The sequence below is a fragment of the Noviherbaspirillum sp. L7-7A genome (genome assembly GCF_019052805.1).
In the GTDB taxonomy this organism is placed as follows: domain Bacteria; phylum Pseudomonadota; class Gammaproteobacteria; order Burkholderiales; family Burkholderiaceae_D; genus Noviherbaspirillum_A.
Window position 1 is genome coordinate 385,389 of sequence record NZ_JAHQRJ010000003.1, and the last position, 18,047, is coordinate 403,435.

Annotated in this window: 15 protein-coding genes and 1 pseudogene; 12 read left to right on the top strand and 4 right to left on the bottom strand. The window is 60.9% G+C overall.

Annotated features, from left to right (window positions below):
• Positions 1 to 54: 54 nt before the first annotated feature.
• The 5 genes from KTQ42_RS23220 to KTQ42_RS23240 all read left to right on the top strand — a co-directional run bounded on the left by KTQ42_RS23220 (position 55) and on the right by KTQ42_RS23240 (position 5,052).
• On the top strand, positions 55 to 1,083 hold the full coding sequence (locus KTQ42_RS23220) for an ATP-binding protein (protein WP_217347980.1): 1,029 nt from the start codon (positions 55 to 57) through the stop codon (positions 1,081 to 1,083).
• On the top strand, positions 1,080 to 1,586 hold the full coding sequence (locus KTQ42_RS23225) for a siphovirus Gp157 family protein (RefSeq protein ID WP_217347981.1): 507 nt from the start codon (positions 1,080 to 1,082) through the stop codon (positions 1,584 to 1,586). The genes KTQ42_RS23220 and KTQ42_RS23225 overlap by 4 nt, the downstream gene beginning before the upstream one ends.
• Before the next feature lie 86 nt (positions 1,587 to 1,672).
• Complete coding sequence (gene ssb, locus KTQ42_RS23230) at positions 1,673 to 2,131, top strand: single-stranded DNA-binding protein (protein WP_217347982.1); 459 nt, start codon at positions 1,673 to 1,675, stop codon at positions 2,129 to 2,131.
• Between the two features lie 103 nt (positions 2,132 to 2,234).
• Positions 2,235 to 4,472 (top strand): AAA family ATPase, encoded by a 2,238-nt coding sequence (locus tag KTQ42_RS23235; protein ID WP_217347983.1) that lies wholly within the window; start codon positions 2,235 to 2,237, stop codon positions 4,470 to 4,472.
• Positions 4,473 to 4,581: 109 nt separating this feature from the next.
• Positions 4,582 to 5,052, top strand: a complete 471-nt coding sequence (locus KTQ42_RS23240; RefSeq protein WP_217347984.1) for a hypothetical protein — start codon at positions 4,582 to 4,584, stop codon at positions 5,050 to 5,052.
• A 239-nt stretch (positions 5,053 to 5,291) separates the two neighbouring features.
• Here the strand turns inward: KTQ42_RS23240 and KTQ42_RS23245 are convergent, their stop codons facing one another.
• Together KTQ42_RS23245 and garD are read right to left on the bottom strand one after the other, a co-directional pair.
• Entirely contained in the window at positions 5,292 to 6,275 is a 984-nt protein-coding gene (locus KTQ42_RS23245; protein WP_217347985.1) for a tripartite tricarboxylate transporter substrate binding protein, read from the bottom strand.
• Between the two features lie 64 nt (positions 6,276 to 6,339).
• Complete coding sequence (gene garD / locus KTQ42_RS23250; RefSeq protein WP_217347986.1) at positions 6,340 to 7,917, bottom strand: galactarate dehydratase; 1,578 nt, start codon at positions 7,915 to 7,917, stop codon at positions 6,340 to 6,342.
• 194 nt (positions 7,918 to 8,111) lie between these two features.
• Between garD and KTQ42_RS23255 the strand changes: the two genes are divergently transcribed.
• Entirely contained in the window at positions 8,112 to 8,867 is a 756-nt protein-coding gene (locus tag KTQ42_RS23255) for a FadR/GntR family transcriptional regulator (RefSeq protein ID WP_217347987.1), read from the top strand.
• 274 nt (positions 8,868 to 9,141) lie between these two features.
• Here the strand turns inward: KTQ42_RS23255 and KTQ42_RS23260 are convergent, their stop codons facing one another.
• A complete protein-coding gene (locus KTQ42_RS23260; protein WP_217347988.1) occupies positions 9,142 to 10,068 on the bottom strand; it encodes a LysR family transcriptional regulator in 927 nt (308 codons plus the stop codon).
• Between the two features lie 101 nt (positions 10,069 to 10,169).
• Between KTQ42_RS23260 and KTQ42_RS23265 the strand changes: the two genes are divergently transcribed.
• The 3 genes from KTQ42_RS23265 (at position 10,170) to KTQ42_RS23275 (ending at position 13,069) form a co-directional block, all read left to right on the top strand.
• Positions 10,170 to 11,141: a tripartite tricarboxylate transporter substrate binding protein gene (locus tag KTQ42_RS23265; RefSeq protein WP_217347989.1), complete on the top strand. Its 972-nt coding sequence runs from the start codon at positions 10,170 to 10,172 to the stop codon at positions 11,139 to 11,141.
• A gap of 73 nt (positions 11,142 to 11,214) precedes the next feature.
• Positions 11,215 to 12,414 (top strand): FAD-dependent monooxygenase, encoded by a 1,200-nt coding sequence (locus KTQ42_RS23270; RefSeq protein WP_217347990.1) that lies wholly within the window; start codon positions 11,215 to 11,217, stop codon positions 12,412 to 12,414.
• 451 nt (positions 12,415 to 12,865) lie between these two features.
• Positions 12,866 to 13,069 (top strand): hypothetical protein, encoded by a 204-nt coding sequence (locus tag KTQ42_RS23275; protein ID WP_217347991.1) that lies wholly within the window; start codon positions 12,866 to 12,868, stop codon positions 13,067 to 13,069.
• A 249-nt stretch (positions 13,070 to 13,318) separates the two neighbouring features.
• Here KTQ42_RS23275 and KTQ42_RS23280 read toward each other — a convergent pair.
• A pseudogene (locus KTQ42_RS23280) lies at positions 13,319 to 13,953 on the bottom strand (SAM-dependent methyltransferase).
• A 216-nt stretch (positions 13,954 to 14,169) separates the two neighbouring features.
• Between KTQ42_RS23280 and kdgD the strand changes: the two are divergent.
• The 3 genes from kdgD to KTQ42_RS23295 all read left to right on the top strand — a co-directional run bounded on the left by kdgD (position 14,170) and on the right by KTQ42_RS23295 (position 17,863).
• A complete protein-coding gene (gene kdgD / locus KTQ42_RS23285; RefSeq protein ID WP_217347992.1) occupies positions 14,170 to 15,084 on the top strand; it encodes a 5-dehydro-4-deoxyglucarate dehydratase in 915 nt (304 codons plus the stop codon).
• 818 nt (positions 15,085 to 15,902) lie between these two features.
• The gene (locus KTQ42_RS23290) at positions 15,903 to 16,745 is read left to right on the top strand and encodes a restriction endonuclease (RefSeq protein WP_217347993.1); all 843 of its coding nucleotides are present in this window, start codon (positions 15,903 to 15,905) and stop codon (positions 16,743 to 16,745) included.
• 485 nt (positions 16,746 to 17,230) lie between these two features.
• The gene (locus KTQ42_RS23295) at positions 17,231 to 17,863 is read left to right on the top strand and encodes a cold shock and DUF1294 domain-containing protein (protein WP_217347994.1); all 633 of its coding nucleotides are present in this window, start codon (positions 17,231 to 17,233) and stop codon (positions 17,861 to 17,863) included.
• The last annotated feature ends 184 nt before the right edge of the window (positions 17,864 to 18,047 follow it).

Consider the following 18,047-nt stretch of genomic DNA (forward strand, 5'->3'; position numbering starts at 1 on the left):
TTAAGTAGCTCTTTAAGCGGAATGCAGGCGTAATCGGCCGGCACGGGAGGTGACATGGACGAGCAGGACAGTAGAGACGATGGCGGCATGCAGTGGTTCGAGGAAGTCGGCCGTCGGCAACAGATGCAGGAAACCCAAACTGAAAGGAAAAGAGTCATCATGGCTGGATTTGAAATTCATCGTGCTACAAAGCGCCGCGCCAAGCTCCGTCTGGGCATGTCCGGACCGGCCGGCAGCGGCAAGACCTACTCCGCACTGCTGATCGCCGGCGGTTTGGGTGGACGCATCGGGATGATCGACACCGAGCATGGCAGCGGCGACTTGTATGCCGACCTGCTGCCGGAAGGCTACGACGTGCTGCAGCTGACGCCGCCGTACACCCCGGCCCGCTATGTCGAGGCGATTCATGCGCTGGAAGATGCCGGCGTGCAGACCATCATCGTCGACAGCCTGACCCATGCCTGGACCGGCGAAGGCGGTTCGCTCGACCGGCAGGGCAAGATCGCCGACAAGTCGGGCAACAGCTGGCAGGCCTGGCGGCAGGTGACGCCGGAGCACAATGCGCTGGTGGAAGCTCTGCTGCAAAGCAAGTGCCACATCATCGCAACCATGCGCGCCAAGACCGAGTACGTGCAGGAAAAGGATGAGCGGACCGGCCGCCAGACCGTACGCAAGATTGGCCTCGCGCCCATCATGCGCGACGGCATCGAGTACGAGTTCACCACCTTCCTGGAACTGGACCTGCACCACATGGCCTTTGCCGGCAAGGACCGTACCCGTCTGTTCGACGGCTCGATCTTCAAGCCGGACGTGGAAACCGGGCGCAAGCTGCTGTCCTGGCTGGATGCGGGCGTGGATGCGCCGGTCAAGCGCACCGTGTCGGAAGAGCAGAAGGCCGAGATGCGCCAGGCCATTTCCGGCGCCGTTACCTTGGACGACCTGTTCAAGGCGTTTTCCGCGGCCTACCGGGTGGCGACCGCGCTCTCGGACAACGAGACCCTGGCCGACCTGACCGCGCTGAAGAACGAGCGCAAGGCCTGGCTGGAAGCTCAGAACGAAGAACAGCTGGGCATTGCAGCATGAACCCGGTGTTCGAAGCCTTCGAGCTGGCCGCGCAGTATCGGCGGCTGGCCGAGATCCTGGCCGAGCAGCATGACGATCCGAAACTGATCGCCGACACGCTCGACAGCATCTCCGGCCCGCTCGACGAGCGCCTGGAAAACCTGGCCAAGATGGTGCGCAACGTCGAAACCGCAGCCCGCGGCGTGGAGCAGACCATCGCCGCGCTGGAAGCCCGCCACGCCGGCCTGCTGCGCGCGGCCGAGCGCGGCCGACGGCTGGCGCTGGAACTGATGCAGACCGCCGGACGGGACAAGGTAACCACCGCCCTGTTCTCGCTGGCGGTACGCAAGAACCCGCCGCTGGTGGTGATCGACCAGGAGGAGGCATTGCCGCCGCAGTTCCTGGTGCGCCATGAACCGCCGCCGCCGACGCCGGACAAGAAGGCGATCGCGGCATCGCTGAAGGCCGGCATGCCGGTGCCCGGCGCCCACGCGGAACAGCGCGTGCGGCTCGACATTCATTAAGCAGTCAGGCAGTAGTCAAAAAGCAGTGAAGAAGCAGTAATAAAGCAGCCAACAAGCAAGCATTACGTACCCTGAAGGAGAATCGCATGAGTACCTTGAATAAAGTCACCCTGATCGGCTATCTCGGACGCGACCCGGAGACGCGCTCCACCGCCGCCGGGGACAGCGTCGCCCAGTTCACGCTGGCCACCACCGAGACCTGGAAGGACAAGGCCACCGGCGAAAAGCGGGAAGCCACCGAGTGGCATCGCGTGGTGCTCTACCGCAAGCTGGCCGAGATCGCGGGACAGTACCTGAAGAAGGGTTCGCTGGTCTACGTCGAAGGCCGCCTGCAGACCCGCAAGTGGACTGGCAAGGATGATGTCGAGCGCTACGTAGTCGAGATCATCGCCGACGACCTGCGCATGCTGGGTGGCCGCCCACATGGCGACGAGTCGCATGAAGCCGGCAAGCCGGGCGCTGAAACGACGTCCGGCACCACCCGCAAGTCAAGCCAGCCGGCGCTGTCGGAATTCGAACTCGAAGACGACGCGATCCCGTTCTGACCCTGATGCTGTCGTACCGTGCCCCGCACGGCAGCACAGCCCCGCCGCCGCCCAGGTCGTTTGACCGGGCGGCGTTTTCAATGGCTCTGATTGAATTTCTTCCATGGACCAGGTTGCAGGCATTCTCTCATCGCTCGTCGTCTACAACGACAAATGGGGCCGCGGCAGCGTGCGCCTGGATGACGGCAAGCGGCTGACCTGCGTCGGCGAGGCGCTGGCCGGTCTGTCCGCGGGCAACCGCTACCGGCTGGACGGACGCATCGTCAACCATCCCAAATACGGCCCCCAGATATTGGTGGCGGCCGCCGCGGTCGACCTGCCCTGCTCGGCCGATGCGCTGGCCGCCCATCTGAAGGCGAACTTCCGCGGCTGCGGTGCAGCCACCGCCCGCAAGCTGGTTGCGCATTACGAGGATGCGGGCCAGCTGCATGCACTGCGCGACCTGCTGATCGAAAATCCGCATGCGGTGGATTTTTCGCTGGTTACCAGGCGCCGCATCGCGGCAACCGAAGGCCTCGACACCGCCGCGCTGATCTGCCGCGACCTGTCGGGCCGGATCGGCGCCACCGGCATCAGGCCGGCCGTGCTGCGCCGCCTGGCCGACTGGCTGCTGCCGCTGGTGGCCGATGCGGCCGAGCCGGTGCGCCAGGCATGGAGCGTGTTTGGCGCCGATCCGTATGCGCCAATCCGGCAGGTGGAAGGCTATGTGTTTCCGGCGGCCGACCGGATCGCCCTGACCTGCCTGGCCTTTCCGCGCTTTCACCATGCCAGGCTGGCGGCGCTGGCCACCCATGCACTGCGCGACGGCTGCGAACGCAACGGCCACAGCTTTCTCAATGCAGAGGAACTGGCCGAACGCATTGCCGCCTGCGATCCCGATGTGCCGCCCGAGGCGGCGCTAAAAGCGGCGCAAAAGACGGGCGAGCCGCTGGTGGTAAAGGACGGCTGCCATTACCCGGTCCAGCTGTTTCACTGCGAGCAGGCGCTGGCGCTGCACTTGGCGCGGCGGGCGCTGCGCATGGCTGCGCCCATGGTGGCGCTGGATGCCGCTGCGCTGGAAGCGGACATCGGCGCGGCCGAGCAGGCCATGGGCCAGCACTTCGCGCTCGACGCCGGACAGCGCAGTGCATTGCAGCGCATGCTGGCGTCATCCCACTTGGTGCATACCGTGACCGCCGGCCCCGGCTGCGGCAAGACCGCGATGATGGAAGTCCTGGCGCATGTGGCGCGCGATCGCAACATCCTGTTCTGCGCACCGACCGGCAAGGCAGCCAAGGTGCTGTCCGGCCGGGTGCGGCGCTACGGCCGCAGCGCGGTGACGGTGCACAGCCTGCTGGGTGTCAGGGACGAGGGCTATCTCCATGACGAGCAGCAGCCGCTGGAAGCCGACATCGTGGTGGTGGATGAATCGTCGATGCTGGACCTGGTGCTGGCCCGCGCACTGTTCGATGCGCTGCCGGCCGACTGCCATCTGATCCTGCTGGGCGACACCGGCCAGCTGGCATCGGTCGGCCCCGGCAATGTGCTGGCCAACATCCTGCTGCTGCCCGGCGACCATCACCGACTGCACCAGGGGCACCGCAACGACGGCGGCATCCATGAACTGGTGCAGCAGTGCCGCCTCGGCGCGGTCGACTGCCATGACCGTCCCGGCGTGCGCTTTTCGCGTTCGCTGCCGCCGCCGGACGATGTCGGCCTTTCGCGCGTGGTGCATGCCTACCTGGATGCGGTGCGGCGCTGCGGCCTGGAGCGGGTCGCGCTGCTGATGCCGCGCCGCAGGGGCGATATCCACCTGCCGGGCTGGAACACCACCTACATCAACGAAGCCCTGCGCCAAGTGCTCAACCCTTCCGGCAAGCGCATTCCCGGCAGCGCGCTGCGCCTGGGCGACCGCATCATCATCCGCCGTAACCTGGCGCTGGATGACGAGGGACTGGCGCTGGTGGTCAATGGCGACACTGGCACCCTGGTCGCCTGCGAGGTCGATGACGCCGGCACCAGTGTGCTGCACCTGACGCTGGCGCTGGACGATGGCCGCGAGATCCTTTATCCGGGCGGCGCGCTCGACAGCCTAGTGTTGGCCTATGCGCTGACGGTCCATGCGGCGCAAGGCTCGGAATACCAGGAAGTGATCGTAGTCTGCACCGTTGGCTCACCCGCCTTCGTGCATCGGGGCATGCTCTACACTGCGTTTTCCCGCGCCCGCGAACGCCTGACCGTAATTGGCGACCCGGTGGCGATCCGGGCCATCTGCGCGCGACCGGCGCCGCGGCGCAATGCGCGGCTGGTGGAATGCACGCGGCACGCGATGCGGCGCATGCATCATGCGGGGCATCGCTGATCAGCCCTGCCTGACCAGCAGGCGCGGGCAGGCGAGCCGGCGCAAAGCGCGGCATTGCGCGCCGGGTTAGCATAGGCAACGTTTTTCCACCTCAGCCGGAGACAATGCCTTGAACCAGGTCCGAACCCCATACTCATCCGACGCCTCGCTGCAGGGCGGCGCGCAATGGCTGGTGGCCTTCGCCGCCGGCTTCATCGCGGTGCTAGCGCTGCATCAGCCCGTACTTGGCTTGCTGGCATCGGCCGGCATCACCCAGGTCACGCCGTATGCCACCAAAGCGGTCGGCCCGCTGGGCGTGCCGCAGTTCATTTCGGCCGCCTTCTGGGGCGGCGTCTGGGGCATCGTGCTGCATGCGCTGAGCCGGCGCTGGCCGCTTACGCCGGGCTTCGTCGTCAAATGCCTGCTGTTTGGCATGGTGTTCCCGACACTGGTGGCCTGGTTCGTAGTCGCGCCGATCAAGGGATTGCCAATGGCGGGCGGCTTCAAGCCCAATAATATGCTGACCGGGCTGTGCGTGAATGCCGCCTGGGGGCTAGGCACAGGACTACTGCTGGCGCTGTACCGGCGCTTCAGGCGGTAAGACTGCACGCGGAATAAAACTGCTTTCGGCGCCTTCGACGCTTTCGTGAGGTGCAGTTTGCATTGAGCATTGCACCATTCGTCGCAAACCGGGATGGTCTTGCAGCAGGACCTCCTTGACTGACCAACGGTGGAATGCCCCTTCGAAGTATTCCATCCTGCGGCGGCGCGTCGCAAAAACGGCTGGCGGTGAGCGCCGCGCCGGCCCGGAAGCCGGCTGCGATGCCGTCACGCCAACGCTCAGTCGACCTTCACATTAGCCGCCTTCACTACCTTGGCCCACTTGGCGATCTCGGCGGCCTGGAAGTCTGCCAGCTGCTGCGGCGCCATGCCCGACGGCTCCACGCCCAGCTTGGCTAGGCGCTCCTGCACATCCGGCTGCTTGAGGATGGCCGCGACTTCGGTCTGCAGCCGCTGCACGATAGCCGGCGGCGTGCCGGCCGGCGCAAACATCGCCTGCCACGACACCACTTCATAGCCGGGCACGCCGGCTTCGGCCATGGTCGGCACATCCGGCATGCTGGCCACCCGTTTGGCCGAGGTCACCGCCAGCGGTCTCACCTTGCCGCTCTGGATGAAGGGGCCGGCAACCACGGTGGTGTCGAACATCAGCGGCACCTGCCCGCCGATCACGTCCTGGATCGCCGGCGCGCTGCCCTTGTAGGGGATATGCACCATGTCGATGCCCGTCATGGTCTTGAACAGCTCGGCCGACAGATGCTGCGAGGTGCCGTTGCCGGCGGACGCGAAGGACAGGCTGGCCGGCTTGGCCTTGGCGGCAGCGATCAGTTCCTTGACCGACTTGAACGGACTGGCCGGATTGACCACCAGCACATTGGCATTGGTGCCGATCAGCGTGATCGGCGCAAACGACTTCAACGGGTCATAGGAGAGCTTGTACAGGCTGGCATTGATCGAATGCGAGCTGATGGTGCCACCCATGATGGTGTAGCCATCGGGCGCTGCGCGCGCCACAAGTTCCGAGCCGATATTGCCGCCGGCGCCGGGACGGTTGTCGATGATGACGTTGGTGCCCAGCGCGGGGCCCAGCTTCTGGCCGATCAGGCGGGCCAGGATATCGGTGGTGCCGCCGGCCGGGAACGGCACGACGTAGGTAATGGGCTTGCTGGGCCATTTGTCCTGGGCCTGCGCCGGCAGGACGATGGCGGAAAGCGCGAGTGCCGAGAGGGAAGCGGCGATCAGGGTGCGGCGTGCGACTTGCATAGAGTGTCCTTCATTGATCTTGTCGTGAGGTGATGCGAGGGGGTAGTGCGACCGGGATGGCGTGTCAGGTCACCGGCGCCGGGTTGAACAGCGTCAGCGCATTATGGAGTTTCCAGTGTTCTGCCCAGGTCTTCCTGCCGCTGGCCACGTCGAGCAGCAGGCGAAACAGTTCCCAGCCCACGTCTTCGATGGTGGCCTCGCCGGTGGCGATGCGGCCGGCGTCCACATCCATTAGGTCATGCCAGCGGCGCGCCAGGTCGGAACGGGTGGCAACCTTCACTACCGGCACCGCGGCCAGCCCATAAGGCGTGCCACGGCCGGTGGTAAAGACATGCAGGTTCATGCCGGCAGCCAGCTGCAGCGTGCCGCAAATGAAGTCCGAAGCCGGCGTGGCCGCATACAACAGGCCTTTCTGCTTGGCCTTCTCGCCGGGCGCGAGCACGCCGGAAATCGGGCTGGTACCGGATTTGATGATGGAACCCATCGCCTTTTCCACGATGTTGGCCAGGCCGCCCTTCTTGTTGCCCGGGGTGGTGTTGGCGCTGCGGTCGACACCGCCCTTCTTCAGGTAGTCGTCATACCAGGCCATCTCGCGGATCATCGCGTCGGCCACCTCGGCATTAACCGCGCGCGAGGTCAGTTGGTCGATGCCGTCGCGCACCTCGGTTACCTCGGAAAACATCACGGTGGCGCCGGCCCGCACCAGTAGGTCGGTGGCGTAGCCCAGCGCCGGGTTGGCGGTCACTCCGGAAAACGCGTCGCTGCCGCCGCACTGCATGCCAACCACCAGGTCGGATGCCGAGCAGGTCTCGCGGCGGCGCTGGTTCAGTTCAGCCAGCCTGCGCTCGGCCATCGTCATGATGGAATCGATCATCGACTGGAAGCCGATGTGTGCATCATCCTGCAGGCAGACAGTGTTGGACGGCTCGTCGCCGCGGATAGGGATGCTGCCGGCCGGAAACAGCCGCGCCGGCTGCAGCTTCTCGCAGCCTAAGCTGACCACCATAGGCTGGCCGCCGAAATTCGGATTGCGGCTGATGTTCTGCAGGGTGCGGATCGGCACCACGGCGTCGGGCGCGTCGATGGCCACACCGCAGCCGTAGCTGTGTTCCAGCCCAACCACATCGTCCACGTTGGGATAGCGCGGCAGCAGCTCGGCCTTGATGCGCTGCACCGCATGCTCGACCACGCCGGCCACGCATTGCACGGTGGTGGTAATGGCCAGGATGTTGCGGGTGCCGACGCTGCCGTCGGCATTGCGGTAGCCCTCGAAGGTATAGCCTTCCAGGGGCTCAACCTTCTGCGGCGCCCGGTTGGCGATCGGCAGGTTGGTCAGTTCGCGTGCCGGCGGCATGCGCACCACCGATTCCTCGATCCAACTGCCCTGTGCTATGTCGCGCATCGCGTAGCCGATGATGACGTCATAGCGGCGGATAGCGTCGCCTTCGGCAAGATCGACCAGCGCGATCTTGTGGCCTTGCGGCACCCTGGTTTTTAGCACGAATTCGCCAAGAAATTCGGTGCCGGCGGGCAAGCCGCCATCATTGGCGACAATGGCCACGTTGTCGTTCGCATGCATTTTGATATACAGCGGCTTGACCGCCGCTACGCCCTGCTCTGATTCGGTGTGCCTGATTTCCATGGGATTCCTGAAAGATTGCCGCTGTACCGAACGCCGCACCGATAAACCGCCATTGCGCCGCGCCTGCTAAAGTCGGTTGCCGTGATTTGATACGGATATAGTTATCAGTCATCAGACAACATATGACGGAGTATAATTAGCCGATCCGAAATTGGCAACTGTTAAGCGATTTAACTTCCGTCCAGGCCGACAGCATGAATACCGTCCCTCTTCCCGTTCCCCCAGCCCTATCCCGCAAACCGCGCAACCTCGCCCAGGGCGTGGTTGCCTATATTGCCGACGGCATCCGCAATGGCACGGTCAAGCCGGGTGACAAGCTGCCCACCGAATCGGAAATCATGCGGCTGATGGGCGTAAGCCGTACCGTGGTGCGGGAAGCGATTTCCCATATGCAGGCAGCCGGCATGGTGGAGACGCGGCATGGCATCGGCACCTTCGTGCTGCAGCCAGCGCCGACACCGAGCCAGACACTGGGCATTGACCCCAGCACCGTGGTCACGATGCGCGACGTGCTGGCGATCCTAGAGTTGCGCATCAGCCTGGAAACCGAAGCGGCCGGGCTGGCGGCCCACCGCCGCACCGCGGCGCAATTGCAGGCGCTGCGAGACGCGCTTGATCGTTTCCAGCAAGAGGCACGCACCGGCGGCGACACCGTAGCGGCCGACATGGAATTTCACTTGGCCATTGCCCAGTCTTCGGATAACCGTTACTTCCATGACATCCTGGGCCAGCTCGGCACCAACATCATTCCGCGCTCGCGGCTTAATTCGGCCAAGCTGGCGCAGGACGATCCGATGGCCTACATGGAGCGGGTAATACGGGAGCATGAGGATATCTTCAACGCCATTGGCCGCCAGGACCCGGAGTCGGCGCGGGCGGCCATGCGCACCCATCTTTCCAACAGCCGGGAACGGCTGCGCCAGGCGCAGGAACGGGCGGTCTCGAACTGATCAGGGTTTGAACAGACGTCTGAATTCATCCAGGTGTTCTGCAGCGGCTGCCGGCAGGAGACAGTCGTTACAAGAGTGGACAATGCGGCGTCTTTCTGTGCCTGCTTGCAGCCAAGAACGGACATTCATCTTTCACTGGGACGGTCTGCGGGTCCTTGAGCAAACGTTGGCTGGCTGGTCGCATTGAGCCGGTTGGCTTCTATCCTTGCGCAACGGATTTCACCGGTCAGGCAGACAGCAGGAAATCAGAAACAAGCAATTCATCTCTCTGCTGCTAGGCACTCAACGTTGCATAAGATTCGAATTCAGCGCGAATAGAGGCTGCCAACGCAGAGAGTGCTTCAGGCCGTAACCGGCCCTTTTTCGTGATCTCGTAGAAGCTCAAGGACACTGACGGTTCCGTCAGAAGCGACATCTGCACCTGGTAACGCTGGCACGCTGGCGCAATAAAGGAAGGCAGAACCGTTACGCCAAATCCGGCTTCCACCATTGCAAGCAGGGTCTGAAAGTTTTCGTACACCGGCCTGTCCTCGTCGCCCCGACCGATGATGCGCAACTGCTCTTCTATCAGTTCTTGAACCGGGTTGTCGGACGGCAGTCCGAGCAATGGCTTGTCATGCAGCGTCGCCCATCTGGTCTTTCCTGACGCTGTACCGTGCCTGTGGGCTTTTGCCTTCCTTTCCAGGGGTGAAACGTAGGCCAGCATGAACGCAGCCAGCGGCGTGCGCTCGATACCCGACTGTGCCTTGAAAAAAGCCCCGAACCCGGCGTCGAGCTCGCCGTTGGCCACGCCATTCTGTATTGCTTCGCGGTTGATATCCCTGATGTGCACGTTGATATCCGGGTATTTTCGTTTGAAAGCGGTAATGGCGGCAGGCATGACAAAAGCGGCAATGATGGGAGTCACCCCTACTCTCAGTGTCCGCTGCGCGCGGCTTGATATCTGATTGATCGTGTCCGTGATCGACTCCAGTTCAGCCACGATGCGACTCGCCACAGGAACCAGCTGCAGACCTTCCGTGGTGAGGGCAACGGAGCGTGTGGTGCGGTCGAACAAGCGGCATTTCAATTGCTCTTCAAGGTCGCGCATCATCGCGCTCAATCCCGACTGGGTGATATGCAGACGCTCCGCGGCACGCGTGAAACTGGTCAGCCGCGCGATAGCGAGAAATGCCTGCATTTGCCGCTGCGTCACATTCATGAGCTTTACTTCTTAATTAAGAAAATAATAGCGATTATATTCTTGATCAGGATGGGGTTAAATGCAGCACGATCATTCAAACCGAACCATACGGAGACCCCATGAAGTTCTCACAGTACCTAGGCATCGGTGCCCTCGCAGTGTCGATATTTAACGGCGGCGCCCACGCGGCCGGCTATCCCGAGCGCCCAGTAACGATTGTTGTGCCTTTTGCGCCAGGCGGTGCTACGGATGCAAGCGCTCGACTGCTGGCCCAAGCGTTCCAGAAGCAGTCAGGCGCCACCTTTGTTGTCGAAAACGTTGCAGGCGCCGGAACGACGATTGGAGCAGCGAAAGTGGCACGCGCTGCCGCAGATGGCTATACGCTGCTGTGGGGCGGGCTGACCTCCAATGCAATGGCGCCACACCTCTACGCTAAGCTGTCCTATGACGGCATCACGTCCTTCTCGCCAATTTCCCTAATCGCCACACAGCCGTATGTGCTGCTTGTGAATGCCAAATCACCCTTTGCCAAGATTGGGGATCTGACGACGAAAGCGCAGGCCGAGCCGGGCAAGCTCAATTTTGCCAGTCCCGGTGAAGGCAGCTCGCCGCACCTGACCACGGAACTCTTTCTCAACGCAACACGCCTCTCAATGCAGCATGTTCCCTACAAAGGTGCGGCGCCAGCGATGAGCGGCCTGCTGGCCGGCGACGTCGACATGATGGTCGATACGCCGACCGCGCCGCTGCCCATGATCAAGGCGGGACGCTTGCGTGCGCTTGCCGTGACGAGCAAGCAGCGCCTGCCGGAACTACCGGAAGTCCCCACTGTGCAGGAAAGCGGTTTGGCGGATTTCGAGGCGGCGACCTGGTTCGGCCTGTTCGCACCGCGCGGCACGCCGCCGGAGGTGATTGCCACGCTCAACCGCATGGCTACCACGGCGCTGAAGGAACCCGCTGTCTTGGAGCAGATGAAGCAGGCCATGTTTACGCCGGCACCTTCAACACCGGAACAATTGGCCGAGAAGGTCAAGTCGGAAAGTGCAAAGTGGAGCCGCATCATCAAGGAAAAGAACATCCGTCTCGAGTAGGCGCGAGTGCTGCCACGCAACGCGGCCTGCCATGCGTGGGCCACCGATCATGTTATGAGGATTGAGGTCAGGAATGAAAAAGACACAACGTATTCTTATTGCTGGCGCTGGCATTGGCGGGCTGACAGCGGCCTTGTCTTTGCTCAGGCGTGGATATGACGTAAAGGTCTATGAACAAGCCGTCGAACTGCGTGAGGTTGGTGCAGGCCTACAATTAAGCCCCAATGGCTTGCGTGCCTTGTACCAGCTCGGGCTGGGCGACGCACTTGGAGCGCTTGCGAGCGAACCGGAAGGCAAGGAGATACGCCTGTGGAGCACTGGCCAGACGTGGAAACTGTTCGACCTGGGCCAAACCTCCGTGGCGGATTACGGCTACCCCTACTTCACGATTTACCGCCCGGATCTGCTCAAAGTGCTCACCGATGCCGTTCGTGCAATCAAGGCCGATGCCATTACGTTGAACGCGAAGTGCAGCGGGTTTAAGCAGACGGCAGAAGGCGTGGCCCTGAAGCTGGGTGACGGACGAGAGGTGCTGGGCGACATGCTGATCGGTGCCGACGGCGTTCACTCCCCCATTCGCGGCCAGCTGTTCGGTGCCGACAACCCATCCTTCTCCGGCTGCCTCGCATGGCGTGGCGTCATTCCGATGGAGCGCCTGCCGCAACATATGCGCCGCACTGTCGGCACCAACTGGATTGGCCCCGGCGCTCATGTCATTCATTATCCACTGCATGGCGGTACGCTGATGAACTTTGTCGGCATTGTCGAACGTAATGATTGGCAGGTTGAATCTTGGACGCAGAAGGGCTCGCATGATGAGTGTCATGCGGACTTCAATGGATGGCATCAAGACGTGCATGAAATGATCAACCACATTGACGTCCCCTACAAATGGGCACTGATGGCGCGTCCACCGCTGACAAGGTGGTCTGTGGGCCGGGTCACCCTCATGGGCGACGCCTGCCATCCAACGCTGCCGTTTCTCGCACAGGGCGCGGTGATGGCGATTGAGGATGGCTATCTTCTTGGGCGCTGCATCGGGCAGCACGAGGACAATCCGGCGCTTGCCCTGGCAAGGTACGAGCAAGCCCGTATCGAGCGCACCACCAGAATCGTCTTGCGCTCAACGGAGAACGGCAAGCGCTTTCACAATCCCGCCCTGGCCTCGCCCGAGGGAGCGGCCGCTTATGTGGATCGCGAATGGGCGGAAGACAAGGTAAGGGAACGGTACGACTGGCTATTCCGTTACAACGTCGACGAGGTCGCGGTGTGACTAGTAGGAACCGGTAAGAGCGACACCTGCTTCGTTTTATCTTGTGGGAATCATCGCCTGCTAACAATCAGCGAATCAAAGCTGTTCTCCGCGCAAAGGTCATTCAGAAAAGACAGGCGACCAACGGGTGTCAGGTCAATAGCTGCCGGTCGCCAATTTAAATTGAATGACTGCAACGCGTGGCCTTGTTGAAACTTCCCTTAATTAGCTCGTCACGATGTGACGTCGCTGCAACTTGCAGGGAATTGCGCTTAACCTCATTTCCTGCTCGATTGAAACCCAGAACAGCGCGCCAGGGTGCTGATCAGGGATGGCGCCATGGTCAAGTCCAGTCATCCCAAATAGACGAAAACACCTGCCGACCCTTCAAATTGACCTTTCTTGGATTCCTGACAAGGTAGCCTTTATCCCTGCTCCTATCATCAAGAGACTATTCACCCAGGAGACTGAAATGAAGAAGGCAATGTTTCTACTAGTATTGTTTGTCGCAGGAGCTTCTTTCAGCAATACCAGTTTTGCCCGTGAAAATGAGGAAAAAAATGTGGTGGGGCGGACATCCGATCGGGTTACGCCACCCCATCGTCACGCGCGTAAGGGCACCGTAGCCAACAAAGTGAAACGTGCCCATCCAATTCGCAGGTTGGAAGGCAAGTGACAGTTTTCCTATCGGTTACACGGGTTTCATTCTGTCGTGTGGCCTGGTAGAGCGGACATGCACATTCATCGCCAATTTGGATGCCCGCTTTTTCTAGCGAACAGGCATTTGCAGGATGGCATAAAAGACGGCCCTGAATTGATCACCTGAAGCCGGCCAGCCGCCGCCCGAGTGCTGCATGGATCTACAGCCCGGAAAGTCCGACATGCCCTTTAGCGCTGATTAAGGACTTCCCGTTCGGCACGCCTCTCAACGCGGATAGGTGAAGCCGGTGCGGATATCCATCGGCGCCAGACGGCTGCCTTCGCGCACCATTAGCCGTTGCGGCGGTTCATCGCCTGCCAGCGCGCGCGACGCAATGGGCAGTCCTTCGCCCTTGCGCAACATGGGATCGCATCGCTCGTAGACGTTGGGACACCCTGTGGCTTTCAGGAGCGCCTGCACGACGGGCACCTTCCATAGGTCGACGCCACCGGCATTGAATTGGCATATCAGATAGCCTGCGGTGCCGCCATAGCTGTGCACCAGGAGACCCGGCAACCCATCCTTTTCGCCATCGACCAACTGCACCAGTGCCTTCGGGTCGGCGCTGCGCAGCGCATCGGCACGCAGAGACACGGCAGCCTGCACGCGCCGCTTGATCATCGCGTGGTCAACCGGCTCGTCCTCGCGCAAGGTCCAGACGCGGGCGGCGATTTGTGATTTGGCGTTATAGGCTGCGCGGGCAAGGAACTGCCGGGACGACGACTGCACAATCGCCGTGGCGCCCGGCCTGTTGCGCTCTTGCGGCTTGCCTTCGACCTTTTCGACGGCGGAGACGTAAATCCACGGGTCGCCGGAAAGCAGGCCTTTTCCTTACCCTGTTTGATGGTGATGATGAGCATGTGCAGCTTTCGTTTTACGGAACGGGATGATACAGCAAGGTGCCCGCCTTGCTTTCGCTGCCTGCCGGGCATGCATTGATGAGCACTGCGGTAGCTTCCAACTTGCGTCATTGTCGAGCATGTTGTACGATGACTGATAACATTTCGTTAGTTATCGTATAACGGCGTGTTCCCGTGTTGCTGGCCCTTTAACTTTTAACCGTGCCTTCCCAATCCATGATTACTCCACAAGACCTGAAACAAACCCTGTCGTCCGGCCTGCTGTCCTTCCCGATTACGGATTTCGATGCCAATGGCGACTTCAAGGCCGGCACCTATATCGAGCGCCTGGAATGGCTGGCGCCCTATGGCGCAACTGCGCTGTTCGTGGCTGGCGGCACTGGCGAATTCTTTTCGCTGACGCCAGACGATTATTCCCGGGTGGTCAAGACGGCGGTTGAAACCTGCCGCGGCAAGGTGCCCATCCTGGCAGGCGCCGGCGGCCCGACCCGTACCGCGATCGCCTATGCGCAGGAAGCCGAGCGCCTGGGCGCGCATGGCATCCTGCTGATGCCCCATTACCTGACCGAAGCCAGCCAAGACGGCCTGGTAGACCATGTCGAGGCAGTCTGCAAGTCGGTCAAATTTGGCGTGGTGGTGTACAACCGCAACGTCTGCCGTCTCGACGCGGAGTCGCTGCTGAAGTTGGCCGACCGCTGCCCCAACCTGATCGGCTTCAAGGACGGCGTCGGCGAGATCGAGTCCATGGTCACCATTCGGCGCCGCCTCGGCGACCGCTTCAGCTACCTCGGCGGCCTGCCCACCGCCGAAGTCTATGCCGCCGCTTACAAGGCGATCGGCGTACCGGTGTATTCCTCGGCCGTGTTCAACTTCATCCCGCGGACCGCGGTAGAATTCTATGAAGCGATCCGCACTGACGACTACGCCACCACCGAGCGCCTGATCGACAGTTTCTTCCTGCCCTACTTGGCAATCCGCAACCGCAAGGCCGGCTATGCGGTGAGCATCGTGAAGGCTGGGGCCACCCTAGTCGGCCGCGGCGCCGGCCCCGTGCGGCCGCCGCTGACCGACCTGACCGGCGAGGAATGCGAGCAGCTGGATGCGCTGATCAAATCGCTCGGTTCGCAGTAAAAATAAGCAGGATCACCGGAGGACGACTTCACTGTCTTCCGGGATGACACCGGGCAGGGGAACCAGTCGCCTGACTGCTCCCCTCCGTGCCTTGCCACCCGGTCTGCATGTCCGCGCCGTGTGGACGAAGCAAGCTTTCCACGCCTGCGTTGCGATGGCCTCTATTTAGCTTCCAGATTGCGTTTATTCATCAGCATCGCTCCATGCGCCGTAGCAGCCATGTATTGGCTCGACTGCCGACATCCACTGGCGGCTGGCGGGGCCTCTTGGCGCCATTTCCGCTTCTTTCACGCGCTCAGATATCCTTTCTCTCGGTCTAGCAGCAAGATGTGGATCGCCACCGTGATGAGTCGTAAAACCGGTTCTTGGTCTTGTGAATGCAAGTGCGTAGGTTTCTGTGACCTGAAGCCCATCCCACGAATAGGCTATGTCGACCCTGCAAAATAGATGCTATAAATCAACTTTTTTCGAAAAGCTTTTATGAGTGATCTATATTGCCTAGCGAGATTGGAGCGGCATATGTATCCGCGGTAAGTTGAATGTGCATACAACACTTCCCGGACAAGCTGCGACCGGACCACTGCCGACACAGAGCAGTCCATGCTCAGTTAAAGGGGTGACGGAGGTGTGTTCGATTCACCTCCAATGGAACACGCTGTCACGCTCGGTTTTCCCGCCTTGCTCCGTCGGTCGGTCCAACGCGATGCCTTCGGTAGTGAAACACCGGCGACTGCCCATGAATCGCTTATATCCCAGCCAATAACAGTCGCACCAATAGTCATTGGCTGCCTGCGGGCCGCCAAGCACAGGGAATATCCATGCCACGCACGAAAAAAACCAGCCCTGCCGAAGACCTGCTCTATCTCATCGCCCTGCTGCCCTGGTGGGCTGGCGTGGGAATGGCCATCGTGGGTTATGGCGTCCTCCATGCGCTGGCGGCACCAGGGGCCGTCCCCATTGCACAGCCGACTCAGCTCGGCCAGTACCTAGGAAAGATGCTGGGGAAGACGCTGGCGTACTACGGGCAGTTCATCGTGCCGGTTATCTGCCTGGCCGGCGCCGCACTGTCGGCGTGGCGTCGCCGGCAGCGCCGCGCCTTGGTCGCCACGGTCACGCAGAACCCGGCGGCCGGCGTTTTGGACGGTTTGTCGTGGGAGGAATTCGAGCGGCTTGTCGGTGAAGGATTTCGGCTGCAGGGCTATAGGGTGATCGAAACCGGCGGCAGCGGGCCGGACGGCGGCGTGGACCTTGTGTTAAGCAAGGGTAGCGAGACCTACCTTGTCCAATGCAAGCAGTGGAAAGCGTACAAGGTCGGCGTCGAGGTAGTGCGCGAGCTGTACGGCGTCATGGCGGCAAAGGGCGCGGCAGGCGGATTCGTCGTCACATCAGGACAGTTTACGGAACCCGCCCGCGAATTTGCCCGGGGCCGGAACCTCAAGCTGGTGGATGGACAGGTGTTGCTGCGACTGCTTCAACCGGTGCAGACGGCACGCTCCGGAAACTCATCTGCGATGAGGGCGCCGACGATTCGTGCGGCGGCCGATCCGTACCCTGGTATTCCGTCTTGTCCAGCCTGTGCGAAGCCCATGGTGCGCCGGACAGCCAGGCGCGGTAGCCAGGCTGGGAATGGGTTTTGGGGATGTGCGCGATATCCGGTATGAAAGGGAACACGGTCGGTTGGCTGACGGTACGGAAAGGTTGTTGGCTGGTTGATGGAATTGGTCGATTTTTAAAAGAATGTGCACATGCGAAAAACGGCTGGGGAGCGTTTCTTCAAATTGCCTTGAGGCTGAGGTAAGGAAGAATGCCCGATGTAACAGGCTTCACGTTCGTCGTAACAGGAAACTGGGCGCCGGCAGGAAATTGGCCGCAACCGCTTTGGCATTTTTTTCCAATCGCCAAGGTGTTTAATTGCTTGCTCCCTTTGCAAGCTGCTAAAGATTGTAAGCAAGCCTTGAAAAACTTTATGCGATGACGCGCAAATGGCCGATCTTTGTTTATCGTTAAACAGAAAAAATTGATGTCATATAAGCAGGCCTGTCCATCCGCATAGGTATATTAGGTTTTTAGCACGTGGCTAAAATCATTGCACGCCGGAATGCCGCCATTGCGTTTATTTCCATCCAAAAAAGAGAAGCGGCTAATAATGACCAATAAAAAAAATCCCCGGTATCAGGGAAGAATAAGCGCCTGGAAGGACGATCAGGGCTTTGGATTCATTACGCCAAACGGCGGCGGGCCGACCGTTTTTGTCCACGTAAAATCGTTTTCTCACCAAGGAGTTCGTCCTGCAGGTAATGAAATCGTTACGTATGACCTGGCTGTGAACGAAAAAGGACAACCTCGAGCCGAAAACGTCGCTTACGTCCACCATCGATATGCAAAGCAACCATCTTGTCGCACAGGCATGAATTCGCAGATTGCTGCCGTCGCTTTTCTGGGATTCATTACTGCTTGTCGTTTTACTGGTAAATTACCTGCTCTGATCCTCGGCCTATACATCGCAATGAGCATTTTGGCTTTTATCGCTTACGCCAATGACAAGTCCGCGGCCCGGAATAATCGGTGGAGGACCAAGGAAAGTACTTTGCATGCAATTGGTCTTGCCGGAGGCTGGCCGGGGGCTCTAATTGCCCAAAAAGTTTTCCGGCACAAGTATAAGAAGCAAGCTTTCCAACAGGTGTTTTGGTTTACTGTCATTGCCAATTGCAGTGCTCTTGCCTGGCTTCTTTCACCTTTCGGATTCAACTCACGACAAATCTTTCTTGGGGCACTATGACTTGAGTAAAACCAGACGTGATTGCGTGCCCAGCGGCAAGCGGCGTCAACATCAGCAGGCCAAAAAACCGGGTAAGGAGGACGAATCCAACCACGCCATCCTAACTGATAGCGAATTTAGCCACTCCGGTGAGGTGCTCCTTCTTATGGCGACCAAAAGCGCATCGGAATGGAATCTTATTCTC